The organism is Nostoc sp. FACHB-110, assembly GCF_014697425.1.
Lineage (GTDB): Bacteria > Cyanobacteriota > Cyanobacteriia > Cyanobacteriales > Nostocaceae > Nostoc_B.
In genome coordinates this window covers 1-22,703 of record NZ_JACJRU010000003.1, presented here as the reverse complement: position 1 = coordinate 22,703, position 22,703 = coordinate 1, and the positions used below count along the sequence as shown (strand labels likewise).

Below are 22,703 nucleotides of genomic sequence, written 5' to 3'. Positions count from 1 at the left end.
AATGAGCTAATTTTGTCTATCAGAAAACGTTTTATCTAATTTTCTGCCCATATTTCTTTACCTGATTTATCCGTTATTACAGGAAAATTATAAAACAGGAGTCCAAATTCAGAATACTTAACTAACTTGCAGCTCTAAAAAAGGATAATCTGTGTAGCCAACAGCATCAGAAGAGTAAAAGGTTGTTTGGTCTGGCGTATTTAACTGTGCATTCAATTGCAAACGTTTCGGTAAGTCAGGGTTAGCCAGAAATAATTTACCAAAAGATACTAAATCGGCATGATTCTCTGAGAGAATAGCATCTGCTGTTTGGCGATTATAGCCACCATTAGTAATTAATGTACCTTTGTAGATTTGTCGGTAGTAAGGCGTTAAAGGATGCATCACTTCTCGGTTGGCTAAATCAATTTCGTTAGGTTCCATTAAATGTAGATAAGCTAAATCAAAGCGATTTAGGGCATTAATGACATAACCAAATGTTGCTGGAGGATTTGTATCAGACATTCCATAAAAAGTGTTACTGGGTGAAAGCTTAATACCTACACGGTTTCCACCCCAGACATTAGTAACTGCTTCTACTACTTCTAAAACAAATCGACTGCGATTTTCACTGGAACCGCCATATTCATCAGTGCGTTGATTTGAACCATCTTGCAAGAATTGGTCGATTAAATAGCCAAACGCACCATGAAGTTCTACGCCATCAAATCCAGCAGCTAAGGCATTTTCGGCTCCTTGGCCAAATTGCTCGACAATGCCAGCAATTTCTGGGGTTTCTAAAGCACGGGGAACTTCTAAAGAAACTTTACCATTGGGAGTGTGCAGCGAACCAACACCCGCGATCGCACTCGGAGCCACAGGCAATTCCCCACCGAGCAAAAACGGGTGTGCAATTCTGCCAGAATGCCATAGTTGGAGAAAGATACGTCCCCCTTGTTCATGCACCGCATCAGTAATTAACCGCCATCCCTCTATTTGTTCAGTTCTGTAAATCCCTGGACAGTTGATATATCCTAAACTCAATGGTGAAACTGCTGTACATTCTGTGACAATTAACCCTGCACTTGCGCGTTGGGCGTAGTACGTTGCCATGAGAGCGTTAGGGATATTATCAATTGCCCGTAATCGAGTCATGGGAGCCATGACGATGCGGTTAGAAAGAGTTAATGGGCCAAGTTGAACAGGTGTAAATAGATTGTGCTGAGAGTTCATTGCTTCTGTAGTGAAAGTGCTGAGTGCTGAGTATTGAGTGTTGAGTGTTGATTATAAACTAAGCACTTTGAGTAGTTTCAGGTATCAACATAGTTTGAAAGTCTGCTTTGAATGCTCTAAAACAACAAATCAAGCACAAGAATCGAATATCTCCTCTTTGAACTCGGAACTTTGAGCAAAAAGCATGAACTGTCGAGTTCAAAGGCTGACGCTTGGAGCAAAAAGCATGAACTGTCGAGTTCAAAGGCTGACGTTTGGAGCAAAAAGCATGAACTGTCGAGTTCAAAGGCTGACGTTTGGAGTAAAAAGCATGAACTGTCGAGTTCAAAGGCTGACGTTTGGAGTAAAAAGCTTGAACTGTCGAGTTCAAAGGCTGACGTTTGGAGTAAAAAACCGGAAGTTTCAAGTTCAAAACTCGGAATGCTAATTTCTCCTCTGCTCCCCTGCTTTCCTGCTCCCCCACTAGCCCTCACGAAGAATCTTCTTATCCAAACCAACCTTAAGCAGCCCCGCCATTAACGCGAATGTTCTGCCCAGTTATCCAACGGGCTTCGTCACTAGCAAGAAAAGCCACGACATCGGCAATGTCTTGCACATCACCTAGTTTGTTAAAGGCTGACATTTGGGCTAAACGATTGATTTGTTCTTGGCTTTTGCCTTCGCGGAATAGTTCTGTGTCTGTCGGCCCGGGAGAAATAGCGTTGACGGTGATTTCTTTATTACCTAATTCTTTAGCTAATACGCGTGTTAGCTGTTCCACCGCGCCTTTTGTGGCAGCATAAGCACTATAGGTGGGCAACATCATTGCTGTGGTTGAAGAGGAAAAGTTAATAATTCTGCCACCTGTTGCTAGGTGTTGTGCGGCTTGCTGACAGGCGAAATAAGTGCCTTTGACATTCACAGCAAAGATTTTGTCAAAATCTGCTTCGGTAATTTCTGTAATTGGTTTGTAAACTATTGTGCCTGCATTATTGACTAGAATATCGACTTTGCCAAAATGAGCAATGGTTTTTTGAAAAAGATGTTGAATATCGCTGATATTACTCACATCGGCTTGAAGAGAAATCGCTTGGACTCCCAGATTTTCTATTTCCGCAACGACTTCTTGGGCTTTAGTCGCATTTCCCGCATAGTTAACAACGACAGATGCACCCTTACTAGCTAATGTTAAAGCGATCGCTCTACCAATTCCGCGTGATGCACCCGTGACAATTGCAACTTTCCCTGTTAAAGCTGCCATATAGCTATCCTGTTTGATAAGTGATGATTTGCTGTGAGCTTACTGCACTCAGGTTAAATTTACTGATTACAAAGAATCAGGTACAATCGGCACACCATCTTTGAGATTCAGCAGTCCCGAAACGACTATTTCATCTTTTGGCTGCAAACCTTCGAGAACTTGATAATTGTTACGTTTAATTTCGCCTACTCGCACTCTTCTTTGTTGAGCGATTAATTGCGCTCTGCCTTGGGGTGTTGTTTGTTTTGCCGCGACGTACACAAAAGTGTCACCAGCGATGCGCGCCACTGCTGTAGTCGGAATTAAAACTCCTGCGCGCTGATTCCAAATTACTCTCGCCCTAACTAATTGATCAGTTCTCAGCAGTCCTTGAGAGTTATTAAACAATGCTTTAATTAAAAGCGATCGCCTGTCAACATTGGGATTTTCTGCAATGAAAAATACTCTGCTTGTACCTAATAATTGCCCTTGAGCATTCATCAGTTCTACAGGCATTCCTTTGCGTAATAGTGCCACCCGTTCTAGAGGTACAGAGACATTGACTTCTAAAGGTTTATTTTGCGAGATGGTAACTAATGGTGAGGAAATATTCACAAAATCGCCAACTTTGACAGGAATATTACCCACTGTGCCAGCCAAGGGAGTAGCAATTTTGTAAGACTGTTGAGCTTGTGGTTGTCGCGCCACAGCATCAGCTTGTGATAAAGTTCTTTCAGCTTGGATGATACTAGCTCTTTGCGCCGCAATTCTCGAATTAATCGTCACTAGATTAGCCCTAGCCGTAGACAGCTTACTAGCGTATAAATCTTTCGTCTGGCGAGATACAGCCCCTTGGTCTGCTAAATTGGCATATTTTTCATATTCTTGCTGATTTAGCTGTAGCTCATTAATGTTAGATAACCGTTCTGTTTCTAAAGCCTGTAGTGTAGTCCGGGCATTGTCTAACTGTACGGCAATCATTTGTGCCGCCGCGTTACTGCCCAGCAAAGAAGTTTGTTGCACTCTTGGGTCTATTTGAATAATAGGTGTACCTGTAGCAACTGTGTCTCCTGGCTTGACAAATATCTGAGTGACTTGCCCTGGAATTGTCGGCTGAAGATTAATCGAACGGCGAGACTCTAAACTAGCAATAAAGTCTGTACTGTCTTCAACTGTGCCTATTTGAACTGGCGCAATTTTGACTCTGGTTCCTGGTGGTTGAGAACTAATTGATTGGGCTTGATGTGTAGGACTTAGCAAACGCCAAATTATGGCAGTGCTACCTCCAAATATTAGTATTAAAGCTAACAATAATCTTACCCATCGCCGCTTTTGTGGCGGTGATTCGTCAGCAGTTTGCGAAATTTCATTGACAAAATCAGTTTGAGGTTCAGGGGATGTCATAGCTTACAACTCATCTAAAAACAACATCAATAAAAACTTCATTAAGTTTGACTCTGTTGAGATGCGATTTCCTGATTTAGAGTGAGGAGTAATGGCAAAGTTGAGATTAACTCGTCCAAATATACTGTTTTTAGAGATCATGACCAATCTACCAAAAGGTCAATGATAAAAATTCGGATACAGATGAGTTCTTTAACTGTCTTGTCAGTTATTGCCTAAATGATGATGATACTGTTAAACTCAGGTATTTTAAAATATTTTGAGAAAAATAAAGTAATTAGGACTTACGCAAAAAAACTCTCAAACTCTTATTTCTCCGTGAACTCTGCGTCTCTGTGGTTCGATTTTCCGTAGGCTGTGCGTAAGTCCTGGTAATAAAAAAAACGATAACTAAAGTTACTAAAGTTACCAAAGTTTCACATATTGCTGTTGCAGTATTGAAGTGAGAAATTTTTATTCAAAGTTTACTGGTGTACATAAAGGAAGTAACATTTTTTCAAATTCTTTAGACAAAGCAGTTTGAAATCTTTGGCGATGCTTGAGTTTAAAAAATGGTCGAACTATTTCTAAATTTTTACTAGCAAATTCTCGATGTTCAATCACGCGAATAGCGCGCAAACTACCTAACTGAATTTCTTTTTTGACCATCAATTCTGAGATACCAGTTGCGCCGACACCACTTTCAACGGCAGCTTTGGCCATTTCGCCACTATTGAAGACTAAAATTACATTCAAGTCGCTGAGATTAATCCCCCAATTTTGTAAGGCTTGTTCAAATCGTTGCTGGGTTCCTGAACCTGATTCTCTCATTACCCAAGGGGTTTGGGGAATTTCGGCGATCGCAATTTCTGGATGTTCAAACCAAGGGTGAGTTTTCCCCACGACAATTTGCAAGCGATCGCTCCCCACAATTTCTAGTTCTAAAGTATTCTGTAAGGCAGGCTTGACATCACCTTCTACTAAACCGATGTCAAATTGTCCCATCGCCGTTCCTTCGCAAATTGTTTCTGCATTTGCCAAACTACAGTCAACGGAAATATTGGGATATCGACTTTTAAATTCACTAATCTTACTAGGTAGCCAGTAATTACCAATAGTCAAACTCGACCCTAATTTCAATTCTCCTCGTTGCAAATTGTTTAATTCCCGCAAACCTCGTTCGGTTAACTTCACTTGATCAAGAATTTTTTGTGCTTCTACTTGCAGTAATTTACCAGCTTCGGCCATTTCAATGTGACGACCGATACGATGAAAAAGTTTAACTCCGTATTCTTGCTCTAAATTCTGAATTGCGGCACTGACTGCTGGTTGAGTAATATATAGCTCTTCTGCTGCGCGAGTAAAGTGTAGGTGTTCTGCTACAGCGAGAAAAATCCTGAGTTGCTCTAGCGTCATCCCTGCCATTTGCTTATCCCTGAAAAACCTAATGTCAAAATTTAATCATTTTTATTTATCATTTTGACAAATAAAAATATTTGCTTTTATTAATTCAGTTACGTACAGTATAAAACAAGCCTTTGGCATTGGGAAACATAGCTAAATCCAAATGGGATTTGAGAGTTTGAACAGTTAATTGCTACCTGAATCAATCATCAGGTAATCATCATCTTGAACCAGGATGAGGCATATTTTGTGTTACGAAGGCTGAGGAATGAATCTTTGATTGTTGAGTTTTAATTTACACATATTGGCTAATTTTAAATGGGCGCATACTTATTTAAAAAATAAATACACCCATAGTTTATGGGGCTACTTAAAAAGTATGAGGTTCAACTGTTTTTCATCTAAATAGACTATAGCCAAAGTCTTATAAAGTAAAGCAAAACTACCTAACACGAGTGATTTTTTCATGATTGTGCTAGTCATACTTGTGCTATCAAGATGCGTACATTAAAATAAGTTTTAATCAAAATGTCTAAGCAACTTAAATACTTTTTAAAAGTGCGATTATCGCACAAACTACAAATTTTTGCGAAAGAATTTGGCTATTACTTCCGCATTTTTTGGAGACAAATCTCCTTGGGTTTAAGGGTGTTATTGATGCAATTAGAATCTAAACTAACCGAAGAACAGAAAGAAACTAAAAAGCCAGGACGGCTGAATCCATCACGAATTAGAGATCACCTAGCTAATGAGCGCACCTACTTGGCTTGGATGCGAACTGCGATCGCACTTTTAGGTTTTGGAGTTGTCATCGTGCGTCTGCGGATATTTCAAATTCCCCTCTCACCTAGTCCTGGTAATGGCTGGAAATTGGGGTTAGTCTTTTCTTTGGTTGGTTTAGTAACAGTGTGGTTATCAACAGCACATTATTTTTCCGTACGTCGTGATATTGAAGATGACACCTACGAACCTACAGACCGTTGGGTAATACTTTTTAGTCTAGCAATCATGATTTTGGGATCTGGGGTAATTTATTATGTGTTTACAACCCCCCTTAGCCCTTCAAGTCCCATCATTCCTGAATAACAAAGTGCTAAGTGCTGAGTAAAAATGCTAACTTCTATTAAAAAAAACGAGCGCGGCAGGACTCGAACCTGCGGCCGATTGCTTAGAAGGCAATTGCTCTATCCACTGAGCTACGCGCCCATTATAATATTATGGCTCTAATTTAGAGTCATCTAAAAAATTATATCGTTTTTTGAACTAAGAAGCAATCAAAAAATTGCAGATTTGCTATTGCTAAGGCTAAGATGCTAGTCGCAAGTTAGTCCAGTCATGTTGGATTTTCGATTTTGGATTGACCCCACTATCAAAGGTTAGGGGGGCCAGAGTTTTCAATGGAAAATGGACGGTTTGTTTCGTCCACTATGGACACAAGAGAAACCAAAAAAATCTCAAATCGGAAATTCGCCATCAATCTTAGCTAACTAATGCAGCACAAAGGCTATTGATTAGCTATATTGTGTGGTCAAGGAGACGTTATTTGCGTGTTGCTGTAAATCCTTTGGGAATAATTTACACTAAGGTGGCTAAAGAGCGATCGCTTTAGTTCACCCCAATGACACGCTAAGTAATCGCACCCTTGGCGATGTAACCAAATCAGATTATAGATCGCATATCCACAAAGGCCCTGTGAGGAGTTATTTGAGCGTGCCATGTTTATTCTCAAACGGCAGGATGTTGAAATATCAACCATTCAGCACCCAAAAAGGGATCAGCAGGTGCCGATCCTCCATTATCAGGGGCAAACCTTCCGCTTGATTAGCGTATTCAAAGCCAATCAAGAAGAAGAAGCGCGAACCTTGTGGAGAGATTTAACCGATAATCGCGGTAAAGCTTGCGTCCTCTTAGAAGAACCAGACCGTTTTAGTGTTTGGGGTAAAGTCCGACTAGAACAGTTAGATAGTGATACTGGTGGTCATGGCAAAACAGGCATACTCATCCTCGCCAGTATTTTGTTACTCCAAGCTGTTCACATGGATATTGAAGAGTTTTTAGGCGCTCGACAATTAACATTATTTGAAAAAGATATTGGCGAAGTTTTGCGGCAGCAGAAACTTCCCGAAACATCTTCCCCCGAATCAGTTAAACACTTAGTGACAATAGATCCCCTAGAAGGAACTAAACTTCCAGAGTGGCAAGAAAATCATGTGATTATTTTCTTGCAAGAACTACACAAGCTAGGGAAAACCTATTTTGGTAATGCCAACTTTGCCAACAAAGTAGCGGATAGATTACAGGATATGGCAGAAGGCGAGCGATCGCTATTTATGGCTTGGCTCAATCAATCATCACTGAGTAAACTTTGGCAATAGCTCAAGTAAGTATGAAGTATGGAGTATGAAGTAGGAAAACCCTTATTTATCAAAGGTTAGACATACTCAGTTGCTCATCAATTATTCAAAAAATTACGGTTTTTTTGCACCACTGACGAGCAAGTTATATACCAATAAATTCTTACTCCATCCTTTAGACTTCATACTTCCAACTTCAGACTTCCAGCGTGCATATACATAAGTCAGTTTTTATGAGTAGCTTACACAAAAACCTTCTGAATTCTAAAACTCTTTTTAGCAACCGCAACATTATTTTGGCCGGAATTGGCTGGGGTGTGGCTGCACTATTATATTTTTTGCTATTTAGTGCTAAAATTCCAGGAGCCAACGGCGTAGAAAGTCGTGCCGAATGGTATGTAATTGGCACAAATATTTTTGAAGCCTTAGCTTACTTGGGTGCTGGTATTTTATGCTTAAGGAATTGGCGTAGCCCCCAAATCGTTAGTAGCCGCACTGTTTGGTTGGCAATTGCCATAGGTATGCTTTCTTATTTCCTAGGAGGGATATTTTTTGGCTATACAGAAATTGTTTTAAAAGAAGAACCCGATGTATCAATTGGCGATGTATTTTTTGTATTGACTTATATTTCCCTTGGCGTAGGCATGATTTTAGCTGTGGCTTCGAGACGGATTAATTTAGAAAAATGGCAATGGCTGATTGTAGGAGCAATAGGAGTGTTTGGTAGTTTAGTAGCATGGTGGATTTCTATGCAGCAAACCACACCAACAGAAACTCTAGCAGCCATATTAAACTGGTTTTATGTAGTTAGCGATGTAGTGTTGTTGATTATTGCTACTACATTACTGTTAGCTTTTTGGGGTGGACGAGTAGCTCAATCTTGGAGAATGATTGCAGCGGCCGCCTTTTCGCTCTACATTGCAGATATGTGGTTTAAATTCGCTCAAGGGCCTAACTATCAAAGTGGAGACATCTTAGAAGTGTTTTGGGTATTTAGTGGAGTGCTATTTGGTATGGGCGCTGTTCTAGAACATGACGCTTCTTTAAGTCGGACTCGGCGGGAGCGTGGACGTAAACGAGCTTAGATTTGGTATCTACCGTGAGAAAACTAACAGAATCAGACAAACAAGAAATTCTTAAGTTATATCGAGAAACTGCTGAAACAACCTCGACTTTAGCAGAGCGTTATGACGTGAGCAACTCGACAATTAGTCGTCTGCTCAAAAGTACCTTGCCGGAAGATGAGTATGAATACCTGGTTTCTTTGAAACGGGCGGCTCGGACTCCTGAAGGGAGAGCGCAGGTCAACTACGAACAATTACCTTTGTTGGTTCATAAAGAACCAGAAGTAGAACCTCCTAAGAGTGAAAGCAAACCTATAGAATTGCCCAAACTTAGGTCACAAGAACCAGTATTAGAGCCAGAACCAGACGCAGAACCACAAGATGATACAGAAGAATCATCAGCTATTAGACGCGTCAGGCGGCGTTCCTCAGCAGAGGTAGAAAAACCAAAGCCAAAAATCATCAAAAAGTCGGAGACTCTCAAAGAAGAGCCGCCAGAAATTCCCATCATTTCCAGCCCCATCTTGGACGACGACCAACCCAAAGTGGCTGTCTATGCAGAAATGCTGGGTGAAGAAATATTGGACGAGTCTGAAGATTTAGATGATCTAGATGACGATCTAGATGATGATTTAGATGATGAAGATTATGAGGAAGATGACGATTACTTTGAAGAGCCAAGACCATTAGTTACAAGACGTAGGTTAGGCGAAGCACCAGTACAAGTTTTACCATTGTCGGCAGCTAATTTGCCGAGAACTTGTTATTTAGTTATTGACCGTTCCGCAGAGCTAATTACCAGACCCCTCAAGGATTTTGGTGATTTAGGGCAAATTCCTACCATTGAAACCCAGCAAAGAACGCTGCCGATATTTGATAACCATAGGGTGGCGAAACGCTTTTCCACCAAGCGCGATCGCGTGATTAAAGTTCCAGATAGTAGAATGCTACAAAAGGCTCGGACTCATCTCCAAGCTAAAGGTATCACCAGACTGTTAATTGATGGTCAGGTTTATTCTTTGTCTACAGTCTAAGAAAGTGGGAGTAGGGTTAGGGGAATAGGGTGTAGAAACTTTTTCCCCAGCCCTGTTCCCTAATTATGAGTATAAACAGCCATAGCAAAACGCCTTGCTAAATTGATGATGTCCTGTTTACGGGCAATGGAGTTAACCCACTGTTGGGGAATACCTTCAATACCGTAGTAAATTCCGGCTAAACCGCCTGTGACAGCCGCAGTTGTGCCTGTGTGTTCGCCTAAGTTGACAGCCTTTAACACTGCTTCTGCATAGGATGAGCTATTTAATAAACACCATAATGATGCTTCTAGAGTGTCAATGACATAGCCGCCAGATTTCATCTCTTCAATTGGGAAGCTGGCAATGTCACCACCCAATACCCTAGCAAAATGCAGCATTTCGCTTGCAAATTCTGCATCAGAATAGATTGTTTGGATTTTTTCTAAGCCTTGTAAATAAGCTGTTAGCAGGTCTGAGCCTTGTAGTAGTTCAATAGCGATACTAGTATAAATGCCGCAGGCAATTTGCGATCGCAAATGAGCATGAGTAATACAAGACACTTGATGCACCCGCGAAATTAACTCTGGGAAATCTAAAGTTTTGTGGCAATAAGCCATCGGCAAAATTCGCATCAACGAACCATTACCATTACTCATTTCACTAGTTCCCCCAGCTTCTAAAGGCGGAACTCCTTGATTAATACGCATAATAGCTGCATGGGTACTTTGACCAATGCCAAATATTTCCCCTCTTGGAGTCCAGTAGGCTTGCTTATACCAACGCCAAAAACACAAAGCTATAGCATCTATAGAATATTCTCGACAAAGGCTCTCTGCCAAGCAAAACGTCAACGAACTGTCATCTGACCAAGTTCCTGGCGGTTGATGCCATGTGCCGTAACCTAGCATCTTCGTGACTGGGGATTTTGTTCTTTCAGCCCGGCTGGTAAACTCCACAGGCACACCCAACGCATCACCGACACATAAACCCATCAACCCAGACAATGTTTGTGTAGCGGTTAGCATTCTTCCATCTCCACGAAAATTGCCGAAAATTAACACTCAATCCGAATAAGTTGTGAAAATTGAAATCTGATAAATTAACTTTATATATTTCTGCTATAGCTTATTGCTATTGCTGCTACAGCCATTGGTGTAAATTCTAGTAAACCTGATCATCATCAAAGTTAATTAAGCATTTTATGGAGTGGATAAAATTACTTTTGAGGTGATTATGTGCCACTTTTCTAAGCGCATACTTATTTGGCTGGTAAACAACAAGACCAGCAAATCTTGAGATAATTTTAGTTATGCAAGCTAATAATTATATCAACTCCACTATTCAACTTGCTGCTACAAACGCTTCAAAAATTTTATAGCTCGCCCAAATTAAAAGGAACCTTTTTACACAACTTTCGACCTGGTATATAACAGCAAAAATTACAAAATTTTCACCAAATTATGAAAGGTTTATTGCGGTCTTTTATGACAATCTCTGCATTGTCATCTTTAGCCATTGTTCCTCTATTTCTCAATGCAGGCCAAGCTGCTGCAGAACAAAAAAAAGGTACTGATGCTAGTTATATTGGTGCTGGTGTTGCCGCCAATGTTACTAATGGTGGACTGAATAATGATGCGGCAAACTTTGGTGGGAATATTACAAGCCGTGTCAAATTAGGCAGTACTCCTTTTTCGGCACGCGGTAACGTTCTCTGGAATAAGAATACGACGAGTATTATTCCCGAAGTTTCTGTAGATGTCCCAATTGCTAACAAAACTAACGCTTTTGTGACTGGTGGTTATTCTTTTGTCGAAAAAGATGGCGCGCCTAGTCCCTTAGGAAATAGAGATTCTGTCGTAGTTGGTGCTGGTGTAGAGTCAGAAGTTGCTAATAACTTTCTACTTTATACCAATGCCAAGGTAGGACTTAGAGCTTATCAAAATAGCCCCGCTTCTGCTGTTACTATCAATGGTGGTATTGGCTATCGGTTTAAATAAGCGTCGTTAGTTATTAGTAATTTGCGACCATCAAGAGAATTTTAGGAACTTAAACAAGATTACTCTTAAAATTAGCCAAAAAACAGTTTTTCTTCTGCCTGCTAACTGGCAAGTGATGGGTAAAATTAAGAGTTTTTAGCTTTTATCCCATTTCACGAAAATCCTGATACAAATCCATCTTTCTCCCTACCTCCTGCTCCCTGCCCCCCTGCGACCCATTTGTATCAAACTGAAAGTGAATTGGTATTAGTCTCTGGCTTTGCTTTCACTAATGATGAAATCTAGTATTTCCCGGTCAAAAGTCAACAAAAAACTACCAAGTTTGAGTTGATTTACATCGCCTACTTATATATGCTGGTCTTGTTAAGTGTGACACCACTGACAAAGCCGGCTTTTTGGCGTGTTAAAATTGTCGTATTCATCATATTTCCGACCGAATTACTGGGAAACACTCAGCCGCAAAATTTATAGCTTGGCTCTGATAGCTGCTTTATTGACAATACTATACAACTCTAATGGTTAAATCTGCTCCTCCTCCACTTGCCAGTCGTAAGCCCTCAAAAGTAGAAGGCATCAAAGAAAATAGTAATTTTTTGCGTGAACCTGTAGCAACGCAGATCCTTGAGGATACTACTCACTTTAGTGAAGATGCGGTTCAAATTCTCAAGTTTCATGGCTCCTACCAGCAGGATAACCGAGACAATCGTGTTAAGGGGCAGGAGAAAGATTACCAATTCATGCTGCGGACAAAAAATCCGGGTGGGTTTGTGCCGCCAGAACTGTATCTGGCTTTGGATAAGTTGGCTGATGAATATGGGAACAGCACATTACGCGCGACTACCCGTCAAGGCTTTCAATTGCATGGGATTTTAAAGAAAAATCTCAAAGCTGCCATTGCCACTATTATTAAAAATCTGGGTTCTACTTTGGGTGCTTGCGGCGACATCAACCGCAATGTTATGGCCCCTCCAGTTCCCTTCAAAAATCGTCCTGAGTATGGGTATGCTTGGGAATATGCCCAAAATATCGCTGATTTACTCTCTCCCCAAACTGGTGCTTATTACGAAATTTGGCTAGATGGTGAAAAAGCCATCAGCGCAGAAGAAGACCCACAAGTAAAAGCCGCACGTCAAAGTAACGGTAACGGCACAGTGATTCATGACAGTGAAGAACCACTGTATGGTACTTACTATATGCCACGCAAATTCAAAGCTTGCGTGACAGTACCAGGGGATAATTCGATTGATTTGTATTCCCAAGATTTGACTTTGGTAGTAATAACCAATCCGCAAGGGGAATTAGAAGGTTTTAATGTCTTTGCAGGTGGTGGTTTAGGCAGAACCCACAATAAAGAAGAAACCTTTGCCAGATTAGCAGACCCCATTTGCTATGTAGACAAGGCAGATGTTTACGACATAGTTAAAGCCATTGTGGCGACTCAAAGAGATTATGGCGATCGCACTGACCGCCGTCACGCTCGGTTAAAATACTTACTTAATGATTGGGGTGTAGATAAATTCCGCGCCAAAGTTGAGGAATATTTTGGTAAACCAGTCACCCCCTTCAAGCCACTGCCAGAATTTAAATATGAAGACTTCCTCGGCTGGCAAGAACAAGGCGATGGCAAGTTATTTTTAGGTATCTCCATCGATAATGGTCGGGTAAAAGATGAAGGTTCCTGGCAACTCAAAACCGCTTTGCGGGAAATTGTGGAGAAATTTAACCTACCCATCCGCCTGACACCCCATCAAAACCTGATTTTCTGCGACATCGCCCCAGAGAATCAACCAGCCATTCAAGAAATTCTTGACCGTTGCGGCGTAGTCACAGACCCTGGGAAAATCGAACCGCTATTTCGTTACGCAATGGCTTGTCCAGCATTGCCTACCTGCGGCTTGGCTATCACCGAATCAGAACGGGCAATACCAGGAATTTTAGAACGAGTGCGGGTGCTATTAGATAAAGTTGGTTTACAGGATGAGCATTTTGTCATCAGAATGACAGGCTGTCCCAACGGTTGCGCTCGTCCCTATATGGCAGAATTGGCTTTTGTTGGTAGTGCGCCAGAATCTTATCAAGTTTGGTTAGGTGGTTCACCACATCAAACAAGGTTAGCGCAACCAATTGTCGAGAAGTTGCACCACAATGATCTAGAAAGCTTTTTAGAGCCGATTTTTGTTTACTTTAAAAAATCACGGCAAGGTGAAGAAAGCTTTGGCGATTTTTGCGATCGCGTTGGCTTTGATGCTATACGTGAATTTGCCGCCCAATATCAACCGGAAACTGTCGCAGTCACAACAGAAGCAATTACACCCAAAACAGTAGCCACCAAGAAAAAAGCCGCACCTAGCAGATCCCGTCCTCGCATTAGCCTTTATGACGAGGTTTACACCAAACTCAAGGAAACTGCTACCAGTGAAGGTAAATCAATGACTGAAATAGTCAACACAGCATTAAAAGCTTACTTCCAGATAGATTAAAACAATCTCTGGAAGAAATAAAGCTATGCGTTGGAGTTGTCTTAAAACTCAATGGTTTTAATTTAAAGCACTTGTTGTTCCCCCTTTATCAGGGGGACTCTCATCAAAGAGCAGTTGAGATGGAATTATGAGCACAGTAACGAGAATGAGAACCTAAGGACTTTTTCGTGAACTTTTCCAGGCTGTTGACCAAAGCTAATGACTAAGAAGTGTGATTTACTTGATTGCCAAGTCAAGCCTAAATTATTAGAGTGAAGTTAACAGGTCTTAATAGTTCTTTTTAAAAATTGTGCAGGAAGATTTTAGGTTAATTGTTGATTTAGTATCAGTGTTGGCAGTTGCAGCCTGTGGCGGACTGTTGGCATCCTTTTTACGCCAACCTGTGCTGTTAGGGTATCTCATTGGTGGGATGGTTGTAGGGCCAGCAGGGCTGGGGCTAATTAAAGAGGTAGTTCAAGTAGAAACCTTGGCTCAGTTTGGCGTGGCTTTCTTATTATTTGCCTTGGGTGTAGAATTTTCCTTTGCAGAACTGAAAAAAGTCAAAGCGATCGCGCTTGGTGGCGGCGGGCTACAAATTGCCTTAACAATCCTAATTACTGTAGTGGTGTGTGGGGTAACAGGTGCTTGGGGCAGCTTACCAGCTAAAGGTGTTTTCTTGGGATCAATTCTTTCCTTATCTTCCACCGCCGTAGTCTTGAAATGTTTGATGGAGCGCAACGAAACCGAAACGCCCCACGGACAGGTAATGCTGGGGATTTTGGTAGTACAAGACTTAGCTTTAGGACTGATGCTTGCCGTCTTACCTGCGCTGCATGAACCAGGTGAAGTTATTGGTATGGCAGTGTTAACGGCTTTAGTGCGGATTGGTTTATTTGCCGCCGGGGCAGTAGTAGCAGGTATTTGGTTAATACCGCCATTACTGCGAATGCTAGCCCGCACGGAAAGCCGAGAATTATTTTTACTGGGTGTAGTTGCTCTATGTTTGGGTATTGCCTTACTCACAGAATATTTAGGCCTGTCCATTGAGATGGGAGCGTTTGTCGCAGGCTTGATGATATCGGAGGTGGAGTATTCTGACCAAACTTTAACTTATGTCGAGCCACTCCGAGATATTTTTGCCAGTTTATTCTTTGCTGCTATTGGAATGCTGATTGACCCAGTATTTTTATGGAACAATCTGGAATTAATTTTAGGGTTAGTAGCACTGGTATTTGTGGGTAAGTTTTTGATTATTACCCCTTTAGTTAAGTTTTTCCGCTATCCGTTGAAAACAGCTTTAATTGCTGGGTTGGGACTCGCTCAAATTGGGGAATTTTCCTTTGTACTAGCTAGTGAAGGGCAAGCACTGGGATTAGTTTCCCGACGCATATACTTATTAATTTTGGGAACTACCGCAGTCACCCTCATACTCACACCATTTGTTTTGCGGCTACTACCGTTTTTATTTAACTTTGCCGAATCTATGCCTTGGCTCAAACCTTATTTAGCTGGGGAAGGTGAAGCACGAGATTTCTCAGAGGATTTGCCTTTAAAAGACCATATAGTTGTCTGTGGTTACGGCAGAGTCGGTAAAAATTTGGTGAAATTATTGCAGCAGCATAACTTACCTGTAGTAGTGATTGACCAATCCGAAAGTCGTATCCAGCAATTACGTGAAGCGGAAGTGCCTTATGTTTACGGTAATTGCGTGAGTTTCCACGTACTAGAAACTGCTGGTGTAAACCACGCTAAAGGAATGGCGATCGCACTTCCTGACCCTATGAGTACCCGTCTGAGTCTCAAACGCGCCTTAGAGTTATGTCCAGAATTAAATTTGGTTGTCCGCGCTACTCAAGACAAAAATATTGAATTGCTTTATCAATTAGGAGCTAGAGAAGTAGTCCAACCAGAATTTGAAGCCAGTTTAGAAATGGCAACCTATCTGTTAAATGACTTAGGTTTTTCGCCATTTGTCGTCCAGCGAGAAATGCAGCAAATTCGCAACGATCATTACCTAGACTTACGGCCAGAACGTTCCGCTTCCGAAGTTTCCCGCGATTTATACCAAGCTACCCGCGATTTAAATCGTCGCTGGTATCCCCTACCTTCTACTTCGCCTTTAATAGGTATGAGTTTAGAAGAAGCAGAAATGCGCTACTTAACAGGGGTAAGTTTGATGGCAATTCGCCGCGCCAATGGTAATGAAATTGATTATCCCAATAACCAAACTCGATTAGAAGCAGGCGATCGCTTATTAGTTGTGGGTGCAACAGAGGAACTCGCCGCCTTAGAAGAATTCGCTGAGGGTAAAATAGCCGTTCCCGGAGAAAATAGTGCTTGTCAGTGGACTGTAGTCAATGCTGATTCTGATATTTTAGGCAAAACCCTCACAGCCTTAGATATGCAACAGAATTTTGGCATAGAGGTACAAGCAATCCGCCGCGATGGTAAATTTATCCGTCATCCCGATGGCAATACCGATTTACAGGTTGGGGATCAAGTATTATTATGTGGCAACTTACCCAGCCTGAATCAAATACAACCATTATTTATTGCAGCTAGCAAAGTACCTTTATCTATCCCGAAAGTGAAACTTGAGGAGTCACAAACTCTCAAAGAACTTTCACCTTAAAATTTAAGTACTACTTACCTCCAAGGGTGTATGGGTGTAAGTGAGCAAAACTATAATCTCTTGCACCCATACACCCAGCCGCCACCAGCAATTTTAGGTCATCAGTCATCTAATTAACCTTTTGGCTGGAAATAGGCGATCGCGTGCTTAGAAATAGTCGTTTGCTGGCTGTTTTCATCGGCAATACTCACGTAGCTAGGATCTTGCCATAAAATTTTCCCTCTTAGCAAGTCGCCTGTCACCAACTTGAACTCTACCACTGCTGCTTGTTTAACCAGGTTTTGCAGCTGCCGAATGCTAGGCAGTGACGTATCAAATTGAGTTGTCGCCATTTTAGGTGATGATGTATGCACAATCAAAAATTGTTTAAATAATAAGGTTGGAATCTATGAAGGATCAAAGCTAAAAAATGTATATATGAAGCAGTAGGAAAAAATTTCATACTTCATACTTTATACTTCACACTTTCTACTTCATACTTTCCTAATCATTGATAATTCATCATTGGCAAAATGGCAATCGAATTTACTAAGTATCACGGTCTAGGAAATGATTTTATTCTTGTTGACAATCGCGCCAGCGCTTCGCCGATTCTCACTCCAGCGCAAGCCGTCGAATTATGCGATCGCCACTTTGGCATTGGTGCAGATGGTGTAATTTTTGCTTTACCCGGAAAAAATGGTAATGATTACACTATGCGGATTTTTAATTCTGATGGTTCAGAACCAGAAATGTGTGGTAACGGTATTCGCTGTTTAGCTGCATTCCTGGCCGATTTAGAAGGCGCATCCCGCACTCAAGACAAATATCGCATTCATACCTTAGCTGGGACGATTACACCCCAACTCACGCCCGACGGTCAAGTGCGAGTGGATATGGGTGTACCGCGACTCCTAGCTGGCGAAATCCCCACTACTCTGGGAACAGGTGATGCCAAAGTAGTTAATCAACCCCTAGAAGTAGCTGGACAAACTTGGGAAGTTACCTGTGTCAGTATGGGTAATCCTCATTGCGTCACTTTTGTAGAAGATGTAGCAGCTATTCCTTTAGAAACTATTGGCCCGAAGTTTGAGCATCACCCAGTTTTCCCACAACGGACAAACACCGAATTTATTCAAGTCGTTAGCCGTGATTACTTAAAAATGCGGGTATGGGAACGAGGAGCAGGTATCACATTAGCCTGCGGTACAGGTGCGTGTGCTTCTTTGGTAGCGGGTGTCTTAACAAACAGATGCGATCGCGCTGCAACTATCGAATTACCTGGAGGGCCATTAGAAATTGAATGGTCAGAAATAGACCAGCGCATTTATATGACTGGCCCTGCTGAACGAGTGTTTATTGGAAAAATTTAATTACACTCAGCTTCTTGCTACAAATTGCCGGAAAAACAACAGACATACAATGCTCTGTTAAGACTTACACCAAAAAATCAAGGGTTTAGGTGCAGAGGTATTCAAAACCATTAATTTGAATTCTCTATCATGCCTAAGAGGTTGTTTGAAAAGTCGGTAATTTTGTAAAAAAGCTCTCTCAGTATACGCATCCGAGGCCATAATTGACCAGAAGAGGCAGGGGAGCAGGGGGAAAGATGAGTAAATTCCCCTGCCAAAAGGGAACAGAGCAACTAAATTTATTTAGGAAAAAAGAAAAAATATGTATTTCGAGACACGTAGTGGAGGCAGTGTCGTGGGCGGGTTTCCCGACTTGAGACGACTGCCGTCAAGAAATACTGCATCCTGATTTCAAGCCCCTACATTTATGTATGGCGTTCTCCCCTCTGCCCCCTGCCCCTTTTCCTCTTGCTGGCAGTCAAAGTGTTAAAAGTGCAGCAATGGTCAGCCAGTTAGTTGGTTTTGATGGAGAACCTTTGATGCAGTGGGTGATGAACTTTTGCCGTTGGATTGTTCGGGTAGTGTTGCGATCACAAGAGGCTAAAGGTTTTGTCTTGCTCAAAAAACGTTTAAGAAAACCTGGTTTCCGATTATTAAAGAATGGTTGTAAGGATTCAGATGGCTTTAATTCATGACTTAGGAGAAGTTTATGCTGGTGATATTACTCCTAGCGATAGAGTAGAAAAGCAACAAAAATATCAATTAGAAAAAGATGCTGTTATGCAAATACTCAATAAACTACCTAATGGCTCCCACTGGATTAATTTATGGGAAGAGTATGAGCAAGGTAAATCACCGGAATCTCAATTTGTCCGACAACTAGATCAATTAAAAATGGTTTTGCAAGCTAGTGTATATGAACACCAAGGACTAGCTAACCTTGAAGAGTTTTTCCAATTTTCTAGTCAGACATTTAATACGCCTGAACTCAATTCTATTTTTCAGGCTCTTGAAGAGTTAAGAAGTAATTTAAATGCCCGCGAAACACAGCCTAACTTAACACAAAAAAATTCGCCATCATCACTTTGTTATGACTGTGCGTTTCATGTAGCTGTAGCAGACAAAAGCGAATGTATTCATCCTGATGAATGGGAAGTTAATTGTGCTACTGTTACTTTTTGTAGTTCTTTTCAACCAAGCGTAGAAATTGACAGTCCTTGTGTAACTTTTGGACAAGATGAGTAAAGCGATCGCTCTACCCATCATCTTAATATACTGCTATTAACCTTTAACTTTCATGTTCTGCCTGATGGTTATCTGTAGTCCTATTAGTTTCTAACAGCCGTGACATAAATACATCTGGCTTTCTACTCATCACAGAAATAACTTTATCAACAGCAATGATTTCATTGATTTTGACAATCATTTCCCACAAAGTATCTTCCTCAGTATCTTTATTATGAGTTCTGTGTTTAAACCATAACAAATCGTCACTAATTTTGATAATTGTTGCAAAATACCACTTATCTCGTATCAATAGCCAGATTTCTTGTTCTAAGTAACTTTGGAGGATTGACTTCACAATAATTCAACTATAAAAAACAATTGTGGTAAATACTATTTTGACAGTCAAGACAATTGCAACGGTGAAACTACTTAATTAGGATGGAAATTGGTAATACATATTCACCTATAAAATTAGATGATTCAGTTAGTTAACAACCTATTTATAGAAATACTGTAAATTATTGATGCTTGTGCTACATCAAGACGTTTTTTAATAGTGATTGTTAGCTGGTAATGTGATAAAACGTCAACAAAAATACATATTTAAAAGAATTAAACTCATGAGTGGCAAACTAATTGTCTTTGAAGGAGTAGAAGGTTGCGGCAAAACTACTCAAATACAGCTTTGTTGTGAATGGCTGCAAAGTTTAGGCTTGGCGGTGGTTGTCACGCGTGAACCAGGTGGAACAATATTAGGTACAGAATTGCGGCGTTTGTTGCTAGAAAAATCAGCAGATAAACCAGTTGCCGAAGTGACAGAATTATTATTGTATGCTGCTGACCGCGCCCAACACGTAGCCCAAGAACTTCAGCCCAATTTAGCAGCAGGAAAATATATACTTTGCGATCGCTACACTGATTCTACCGTTGCTTATCAAGGTTACGGTCGGGGTTTAAGTATGAGTTTAATTGACCAACTTAACCACATTGCCACAGGTGGCTTAACCAGTGACCTGACTATTTGGCTAGATGTCGATGTTGAGATAGGACTACAGCGCAAACGCGGCAGCGTTGACAGCCTAGACCGCATCGAACAGGAAACCATAGCCTTTCATCACCGCGTCAGCCGTGGCTATGCAGACTTAGCAGCCGCTAACCCATCTCGTATTGTGCGAATAGATGGTAGCTTGAGTAAAGAGACTGTGCATCATTTCATTCAAAAATCTTTGCGTCTACATTTCCAAGATTTAGGCTCACAAGACGAGGTATAAGGGTTTATGGGTTTAAGCAGTTATATCTTTGACCAAATAGCAAAACCATATTATTTAAGTTAAAGATTTTTATGTAAAAAACTATGAAAAAAATGGTAGTGTTATTTGTGCTTTATGCAAATAACAACTTATCTGCTGTGTTTTATGAGTGAAGCATCTACACATCAACCACTTTGGATACAAGATAGAGATATTGTAATTGCTGAAGGTGGTAACAATGTTGAGTGGCGATATCAAGAGCCGCCTGATTATTCACGGACAAACCACAATCTGCGGCGCGAAAGCCAATATAATCATCTAGAAGGTTCTTTAGAAGCGATCGTGCAGAATTTAGTCAGAACCTTTGAAATGGAAGCATCTTATAAAAGCAATCCTCAGCAGTGGATATCGATTGTTACTGATAAATTCCGCATGATTACCAACGGCGGCCCTGCTTATACAGCGGAGGAAGTTGTAGACGCAGGAACTTATAACTTATTTTTGGGTGACTCAGATAAATATAAAGCTTCGGAAGAAGACTTTGAAACATCAGCACAAATCTTTCACAAAGCATTCCCTGATGGCTTTTTATGGGAACTAATTGAAGTTTTAGCAGGGCCACCAAATGTTACATTTAAGTGGCGGCATTGGGGAACTTTTAGCGGCCCATACAAAGAACACGCACCTACAGGTGAAAGGGTAGAAATCACAGGTATAAGTATTGCGCGTGTGACTGATGATTTAAAAATTGTGTCATTAGAGCATTTTTTCGATCAAAGTGCGTTTTTAGGTAAATTGGCAACGGGTTGTCCTTTTCATGCTTCATAGGGAACAGGGTTGGGGCAACAGGCAACAGAGTAATTAAAAATAGAGGGAAGAGAGAAGAGTAAATAATTTTTACCTCTTCCCCTAACCCTACTCCCGACTCCCTCATGACTAATTCGTTTTCCCAACTTGTTGGACAACAGCAAGCCATAGAATTGCTGACTCAGGCTGTTAGGCAAAATCGAGTTGCCCCTGCCTATTTGTTTGTGGGGCCAGATGGGGTAGGGCGCAGTTTAGCAGCACGATGTTTTGCAGAATTTTTCTTTTGTAATTATGTAGAAACGCGTTTAGCTGCATCTGTGCAGAGGCGGTTACGCCAAGGGAACCACCCTGATTTGTTGTGGGTACAGCCAACTTATCAATATCAAGGGCAAAGATACACAGCCGCAGAAGCCGCCGAAAAAAAACTCAAGCGCAAAGCACCGCCTTTAATTCGTTTAGAACAAATTCGGGAAATTACAGAATTTCTCAGCCGCCCACCTTTAGAAGCACCAAAAAATGTAGTAGTGCTAGAAGAAGCGCAAACAATGGCAGAACCAGCCGCCAATGCCTTATTAAAAACTTTAGAAGAACCAGGACAAGCAACGTTAATTTTAATTGCGCCTTCGCCTGAGTCTGTATTGCCAACTTTGGTGTCGCGCTGTCAACGCATTCCTTTTTATCGCTTAGACACAGCCGCTTTAACTCAAGTATTGACACACACAGGCCATCTAGAAATTTTGCAGCAACCGACAATTGTAAACATAGCAGCAGGTAGTCCCGGAAATGCGATCGCCTGCTATGAACAATTGCAAACCATCTCCCCTGAGTTACTTCCCGCCTTAACTACAGCACCTAAATCCTATCGCCATGCTTTAGAGTTAGGTAAAAAAATTGACAAAGAATTAGATACAGAAGCTCAACTGTGGTTAGTTGATTATTTACAACATTCTTATTGGCAACAATGGCATCAACCCGGAATTATTCATCAGCTAGAACAAGCTCGTAAATCTCTGTTAGTGTATGCTCAACCGCGCCTAGTTTGGGAATGCACATTTTTAGCACTGTATCAAATATGTAATTTGCAAAATAATTAGACGTTGCACTGCAACGTCTTTTGGCATTGCTGATTAGTGGGATGTTTTTTGTTTCGCGCAAAGGCAAGGCAGCGCGTTGGGCGGCTCTGCCGACTTGAAGCGACTGCCGCGCAAAGGCGCGAAGAATCAATATTTTATTTTTGTTAACAATACCGTTGCCAATTTACGAGGCTTTAAAGCCTGTAGAAACGGCATGAATACGTCCCAAAGAAGTAAGCTTGGCAAAAATCTGATTTAATAAAATAGGCTCAGGA

Annotated in this window: 21 protein-coding genes and 1 tRNA gene; 13 read left to right on the top strand and 9 right to left on the bottom strand. The window is 41.2% G+C overall.

Features of this window, described 5'->3' with window-relative positions:
- Positions 1-117 precede the first annotated feature (117 nt).
- The 5 genes from H6G69_RS04265 to H6G69_RS04245 all read right to left on the bottom strand — a co-directional run bounded on the left by H6G69_RS04265 (position 118) and on the right by H6G69_RS04245 (position 5,239).
- Positions 118-1,212 carry an alkene reductase gene (locus H6G69_RS04265; RefSeq protein WP_190682118.1) on the bottom strand — a complete coding sequence of 365 codons (1,095 nt, stop codon included), beginning with the start codon at positions 1,210-1,212 and terminating at the stop codon, positions 118-120.
- A 499-nt stretch (positions 1,213-1,711) separates the two neighbouring features.
- Entirely contained in the window at positions 1,712-2,452 is a 741-nt protein-coding gene (locus H6G69_RS04260) for an SDR family oxidoreductase (protein WP_190682115.1), read from the bottom strand.
- A 66-nt stretch (positions 2,453-2,518) separates the two neighbouring features.
- Positions 2,519-3,835, bottom strand: a complete 1,317-nt coding sequence (locus H6G69_RS04255) for an efflux RND transporter periplasmic adaptor subunit (protein ID WP_190682112.1) — start codon at positions 3,833-3,835, stop codon at positions 2,519-2,521.
- Positions 3,836-3,838: 3 nt separating this feature from the next.
- Entirely contained in the window at positions 3,839-3,976 is a 138-nt protein-coding gene (locus tag H6G69_RS04250; protein WP_190682109.1) for a hypothetical protein, read from the bottom strand.
- 312 nt (positions 3,977-4,288) lie between these two features.
- Positions 4,289-5,239, bottom strand: a complete 951-nt coding sequence (locus H6G69_RS04245; protein ID WP_190682106.1) for a LysR substrate-binding domain-containing protein — start codon at positions 5,237-5,239, stop codon at positions 4,289-4,291.
- A gap of 507 nt (positions 5,240-5,746) precedes the next feature.
- Here H6G69_RS04245 and H6G69_RS04240 point away from each other — a divergent pair.
- Positions 5,747-6,304: a DUF202 domain-containing protein gene (locus H6G69_RS04240; RefSeq protein ID WP_190682103.1), complete on the top strand. Its 558-nt coding sequence runs from the start codon at positions 5,747-5,749 to the stop codon at positions 6,302-6,304.
- A 47-nt stretch (positions 6,305-6,351) separates the two neighbouring features.
- Here the strand turns inward: H6G69_RS04240 and H6G69_RS04235 are convergent.
- Positions 6,352-6,424 (bottom strand) — tRNA-Arg (locus H6G69_RS04235).
- Positions 6,425-6,933: 509 nt separating this feature from the next.
- Between H6G69_RS04235 and H6G69_RS04230 the strand changes: the two genes are divergently transcribed.
- The 3 genes from H6G69_RS04230 (at position 6,934) to H6G69_RS04220 (ending at position 9,670) form a co-directional block, all read left to right on the top strand.
- Positions 6,934-7,593, top strand: a complete 660-nt coding sequence (locus tag H6G69_RS04230; protein ID WP_190682100.1) for an Npun_F0813 family protein — start codon at positions 6,934-6,936, stop codon at positions 7,591-7,593.
- A 212-nt stretch (positions 7,594-7,805) separates the two neighbouring features.
- Positions 7,806-8,657 (top strand): hypothetical protein, encoded by an 852-nt coding sequence (locus H6G69_RS04225; RefSeq protein WP_190682096.1) that lies wholly within the window; start codon positions 7,806-7,808, stop codon positions 8,655-8,657.
- Positions 8,658-8,671: 14 nt separating this feature from the next.
- On the top strand, positions 8,672-9,670 hold the full coding sequence (locus tag H6G69_RS04220; RefSeq protein WP_190682093.1) for a transposase: 999 nt from the start codon (positions 8,672-8,674) through the stop codon (positions 9,668-9,670).
- A 59-nt stretch (positions 9,671-9,729) separates the two neighbouring features.
- On the opposite strand, the gene H6G69_RS04215 is transcribed toward H6G69_RS04220, so the two are convergent.
- Positions 9,730-10,677 (bottom strand): ADP-ribosylglycohydrolase family protein, encoded by a 948-nt coding sequence (locus H6G69_RS04215; RefSeq protein ID WP_190682091.1) that lies wholly within the window; start codon positions 10,675-10,677, stop codon positions 9,730-9,732.
- Between the two features lie 435 nt (positions 10,678-11,112).
- On the opposite strand from H6G69_RS04215, the gene H6G69_RS04210 reads away from it, so the two are divergent.
- From H6G69_RS04210 to H6G69_RS04200, 3 genes are all read left to right on the top strand, one after another.
- Entirely contained in the window at positions 11,113-11,649 is a 537-nt protein-coding gene (locus H6G69_RS04210) for a hypothetical protein (RefSeq protein ID WP_190682088.1), read from the top strand.
- A 515-nt stretch (positions 11,650-12,164) separates the two neighbouring features.
- Positions 12,165-14,129 carry a sulfite reductase, ferredoxin dependent gene (gene sir, locus H6G69_RS04205; protein WP_190682085.1) on the top strand — a complete coding sequence of 655 codons (1,965 nt, stop codon included), beginning with the start codon at positions 12,165-12,167 and terminating at the stop codon, positions 14,127-14,129.
- Positions 14,130-14,418: 289 nt separating this feature from the next.
- Positions 14,419-16,740, top strand: a complete 2,322-nt coding sequence (locus H6G69_RS04200; protein ID WP_190682081.1) for a cation:proton antiporter — start codon at positions 14,419-14,421, stop codon at positions 16,738-16,740.
- Positions 16,741-16,853: 113 nt separating this feature from the next.
- Here the strand turns inward: H6G69_RS04200 and H6G69_RS04195 are convergent, their stop codons facing one another.
- Positions 16,854-17,072 carry an Hfq-related RNA-binding protein gene (locus H6G69_RS04195; protein WP_190682078.1) on the bottom strand — a complete coding sequence of 73 codons (219 nt, stop codon included), beginning with the start codon at positions 17,070-17,072 and terminating at the stop codon, positions 16,854-16,856.
- A gap of 180 nt (positions 17,073-17,252) precedes the next feature.
- On the opposite strand from H6G69_RS04195, the gene dapF reads away from it, so the two are divergent.
- The 3 genes from dapF to H6G69_RS34630 all read left to right on the top strand — a co-directional run bounded on the left by dapF (position 17,253) and on the right by H6G69_RS34630 (position 19,316).
- Positions 17,253-18,092, top strand: a complete 840-nt coding sequence (gene dapF / locus H6G69_RS04190; protein WP_190682075.1) for a diaminopimelate epimerase — start codon at positions 17,253-17,255, stop codon at positions 18,090-18,092.
- Between the two features lie 410 nt (positions 18,093-18,502).
- Positions 18,503-18,766 carry a hypothetical protein gene (locus tag H6G69_RS33760; RefSeq protein WP_242071974.1) on the top strand — a complete coding sequence of 88 codons (264 nt, stop codon included), beginning with the start codon at positions 18,503-18,505 and terminating at the stop codon, positions 18,764-18,766.
- Positions 18,750-19,316: an HD domain-containing protein gene (locus H6G69_RS34630; RefSeq protein WP_313950121.1), complete on the top strand. Its 567-nt coding sequence runs from the start codon at positions 18,750-18,752 to the stop codon at positions 19,314-19,316. The genes H6G69_RS33760 and H6G69_RS34630 overlap by 17 nt, the downstream gene beginning before the upstream one ends.
- Positions 19,317-19,359: 43 nt before the next feature.
- On the opposite strand, the gene H6G69_RS04175 is transcribed toward H6G69_RS34630, so the two are convergent.
- Positions 19,360-19,653 (bottom strand): DUF6679 family protein, encoded by a 294-nt coding sequence (locus tag H6G69_RS04175; protein ID WP_190682072.1) that lies wholly within the window; start codon positions 19,651-19,653, stop codon positions 19,360-19,362.
- Positions 19,654-19,918: 265 nt separating this feature from the next.
- Here H6G69_RS04175 and tmk point away from each other — a divergent pair, with 265 nt between their 5' ends.
- The 3 genes from tmk (at position 19,919) to holB (ending at position 22,449) form a co-directional block, all read left to right on the top strand.
- Positions 19,919-20,569 (top strand): dTMP kinase, encoded by a 651-nt coding sequence (gene tmk / locus H6G69_RS04170; RefSeq protein WP_190682070.1) that lies wholly within the window; start codon positions 19,919-19,921, stop codon positions 20,567-20,569.
- A 144-nt stretch (positions 20,570-20,713) separates the two neighbouring features.
- On the top strand, positions 20,714-21,376 hold the full coding sequence (locus tag H6G69_RS04165) for an ester cyclase (RefSeq protein WP_190682067.1): 663 nt from the start codon (positions 20,714-20,716) through the stop codon (positions 21,374-21,376).
- A 104-nt stretch (positions 21,377-21,480) separates the two neighbouring features.
- On the top strand, positions 21,481-22,449 hold the full coding sequence (gene holB / locus H6G69_RS04160) for a DNA polymerase III subunit delta' (protein WP_190682064.1): 969 nt from the start codon (positions 21,481-21,483) through the stop codon (positions 22,447-22,449).
- The last annotated feature ends 254 nt before the right edge of the window (positions 22,450-22,703 follow it).

What these genes read in the sequence shown, in the direction of transcription:
- H6G69_RS04210 (WP_190682088.1), top strand. Translation starts at nt 11,113, where the DNA reads ATGAAAGGTTTATTGCGGTCTTTTATGACAATCTCTGCATTGTCATCT.
- H6G69_RS04195 (WP_190682078.1), bottom strand. Translation starts at nt 17,072, where the DNA reads ATGGCGACAACTCAATTTGATACGTCACTGCCTAGCATTCGGCAGCTG.
- H6G69_RS04265 (WP_190682118.1), bottom strand. Translation starts at nt 1,212, where the DNA reads ATGAACTCTCAGCACAATCTATTTACACCTGTTCAACTTGGCCCATTA.
- holB (WP_190682064.1), top strand. Translation starts at nt 21,481, where the DNA reads ATGACTAATTCGTTTTCCCAACTTGTTGGACAACAGCAAGCCATAGAA.
- H6G69_RS04230 (WP_190682100.1), top strand. Translation starts at nt 6,934, where the DNA reads ATGTTTATTCTCAAACGGCAGGATGTTGAAATATCAACCATTCAGCAC.
- H6G69_RS04250 (WP_190682109.1), bottom strand. Translation starts at nt 3,976, where the DNA reads ATGATCTCTAAAAACAGTATATTTGGACGAGTTAATCTCAACTTTGCC.
- H6G69_RS04240 (WP_190682103.1), top strand. Translation starts at nt 5,747, where the DNA reads ATGTCTAAGCAACTTAAATACTTTTTAAAAGTGCGATTATCGCACAAA.
- H6G69_RS04225 (WP_190682096.1), top strand. Translation starts at nt 7,806, where the DNA reads ATGAGTAGCTTACACAAAAACCTTCTGAATTCTAAAACTCTTTTTAGC.
- H6G69_RS04165 (WP_190682067.1), top strand. Translation starts at nt 20,714, where the DNA reads ATGAGTGAAGCATCTACACATCAACCACTTTGGATACAAGATAGAGAT.
- H6G69_RS04245 (WP_190682106.1), bottom strand. Translation starts at nt 5,239, where the DNA reads ATGGCAGGGATGACGCTAGAGCAACTCAGGATTTTTCTCGCTGTAGCA.
- H6G69_RS04255 (WP_190682112.1), bottom strand. Translation starts at nt 3,835, where the DNA reads ATGACATCCCCTGAACCTCAAACTGATTTTGTCAATGAAATTTCGCAA.
- sir (WP_190682085.1), top strand. Translation starts at nt 12,165, where the DNA reads ATGGTTAAATCTGCTCCTCCTCCACTTGCCAGTCGTAAGCCCTCAAAA.
- H6G69_RS04215 (WP_190682091.1), bottom strand. Translation starts at nt 10,677, where the DNA reads ATGCTAACCGCTACACAAACATTGTCTGGGTTGATGGGTTTATGTGTC.
- dapF (WP_190682075.1), top strand. Translation starts at nt 17,253, where the DNA reads ATGGCAATCGAATTTACTAAGTATCACGGTCTAGGAAATGATTTTATT.
- H6G69_RS34630 (WP_313950121.1), top strand. Translation starts at nt 18,750, where the DNA reads ATGGCTTTAATTCATGACTTAGGAGAAGTTTATGCTGGTGATATTACT.
- H6G69_RS04260 (WP_190682115.1), bottom strand. Translation starts at nt 2,452, where the DNA reads ATGGCAGCTTTAACAGGGAAAGTTGCAATTGTCACGGGTGCATCACGC.
- H6G69_RS33760 (WP_242071974.1), top strand. Translation starts at nt 18,503, where the DNA reads ATGGCGTTCTCCCCTCTGCCCCCTGCCCCTTTTCCTCTTGCTGGCAGT.
- tmk (WP_190682070.1), top strand. Translation starts at nt 19,919, where the DNA reads ATGAGTGGCAAACTAATTGTCTTTGAAGGAGTAGAAGGTTGCGGCAAA.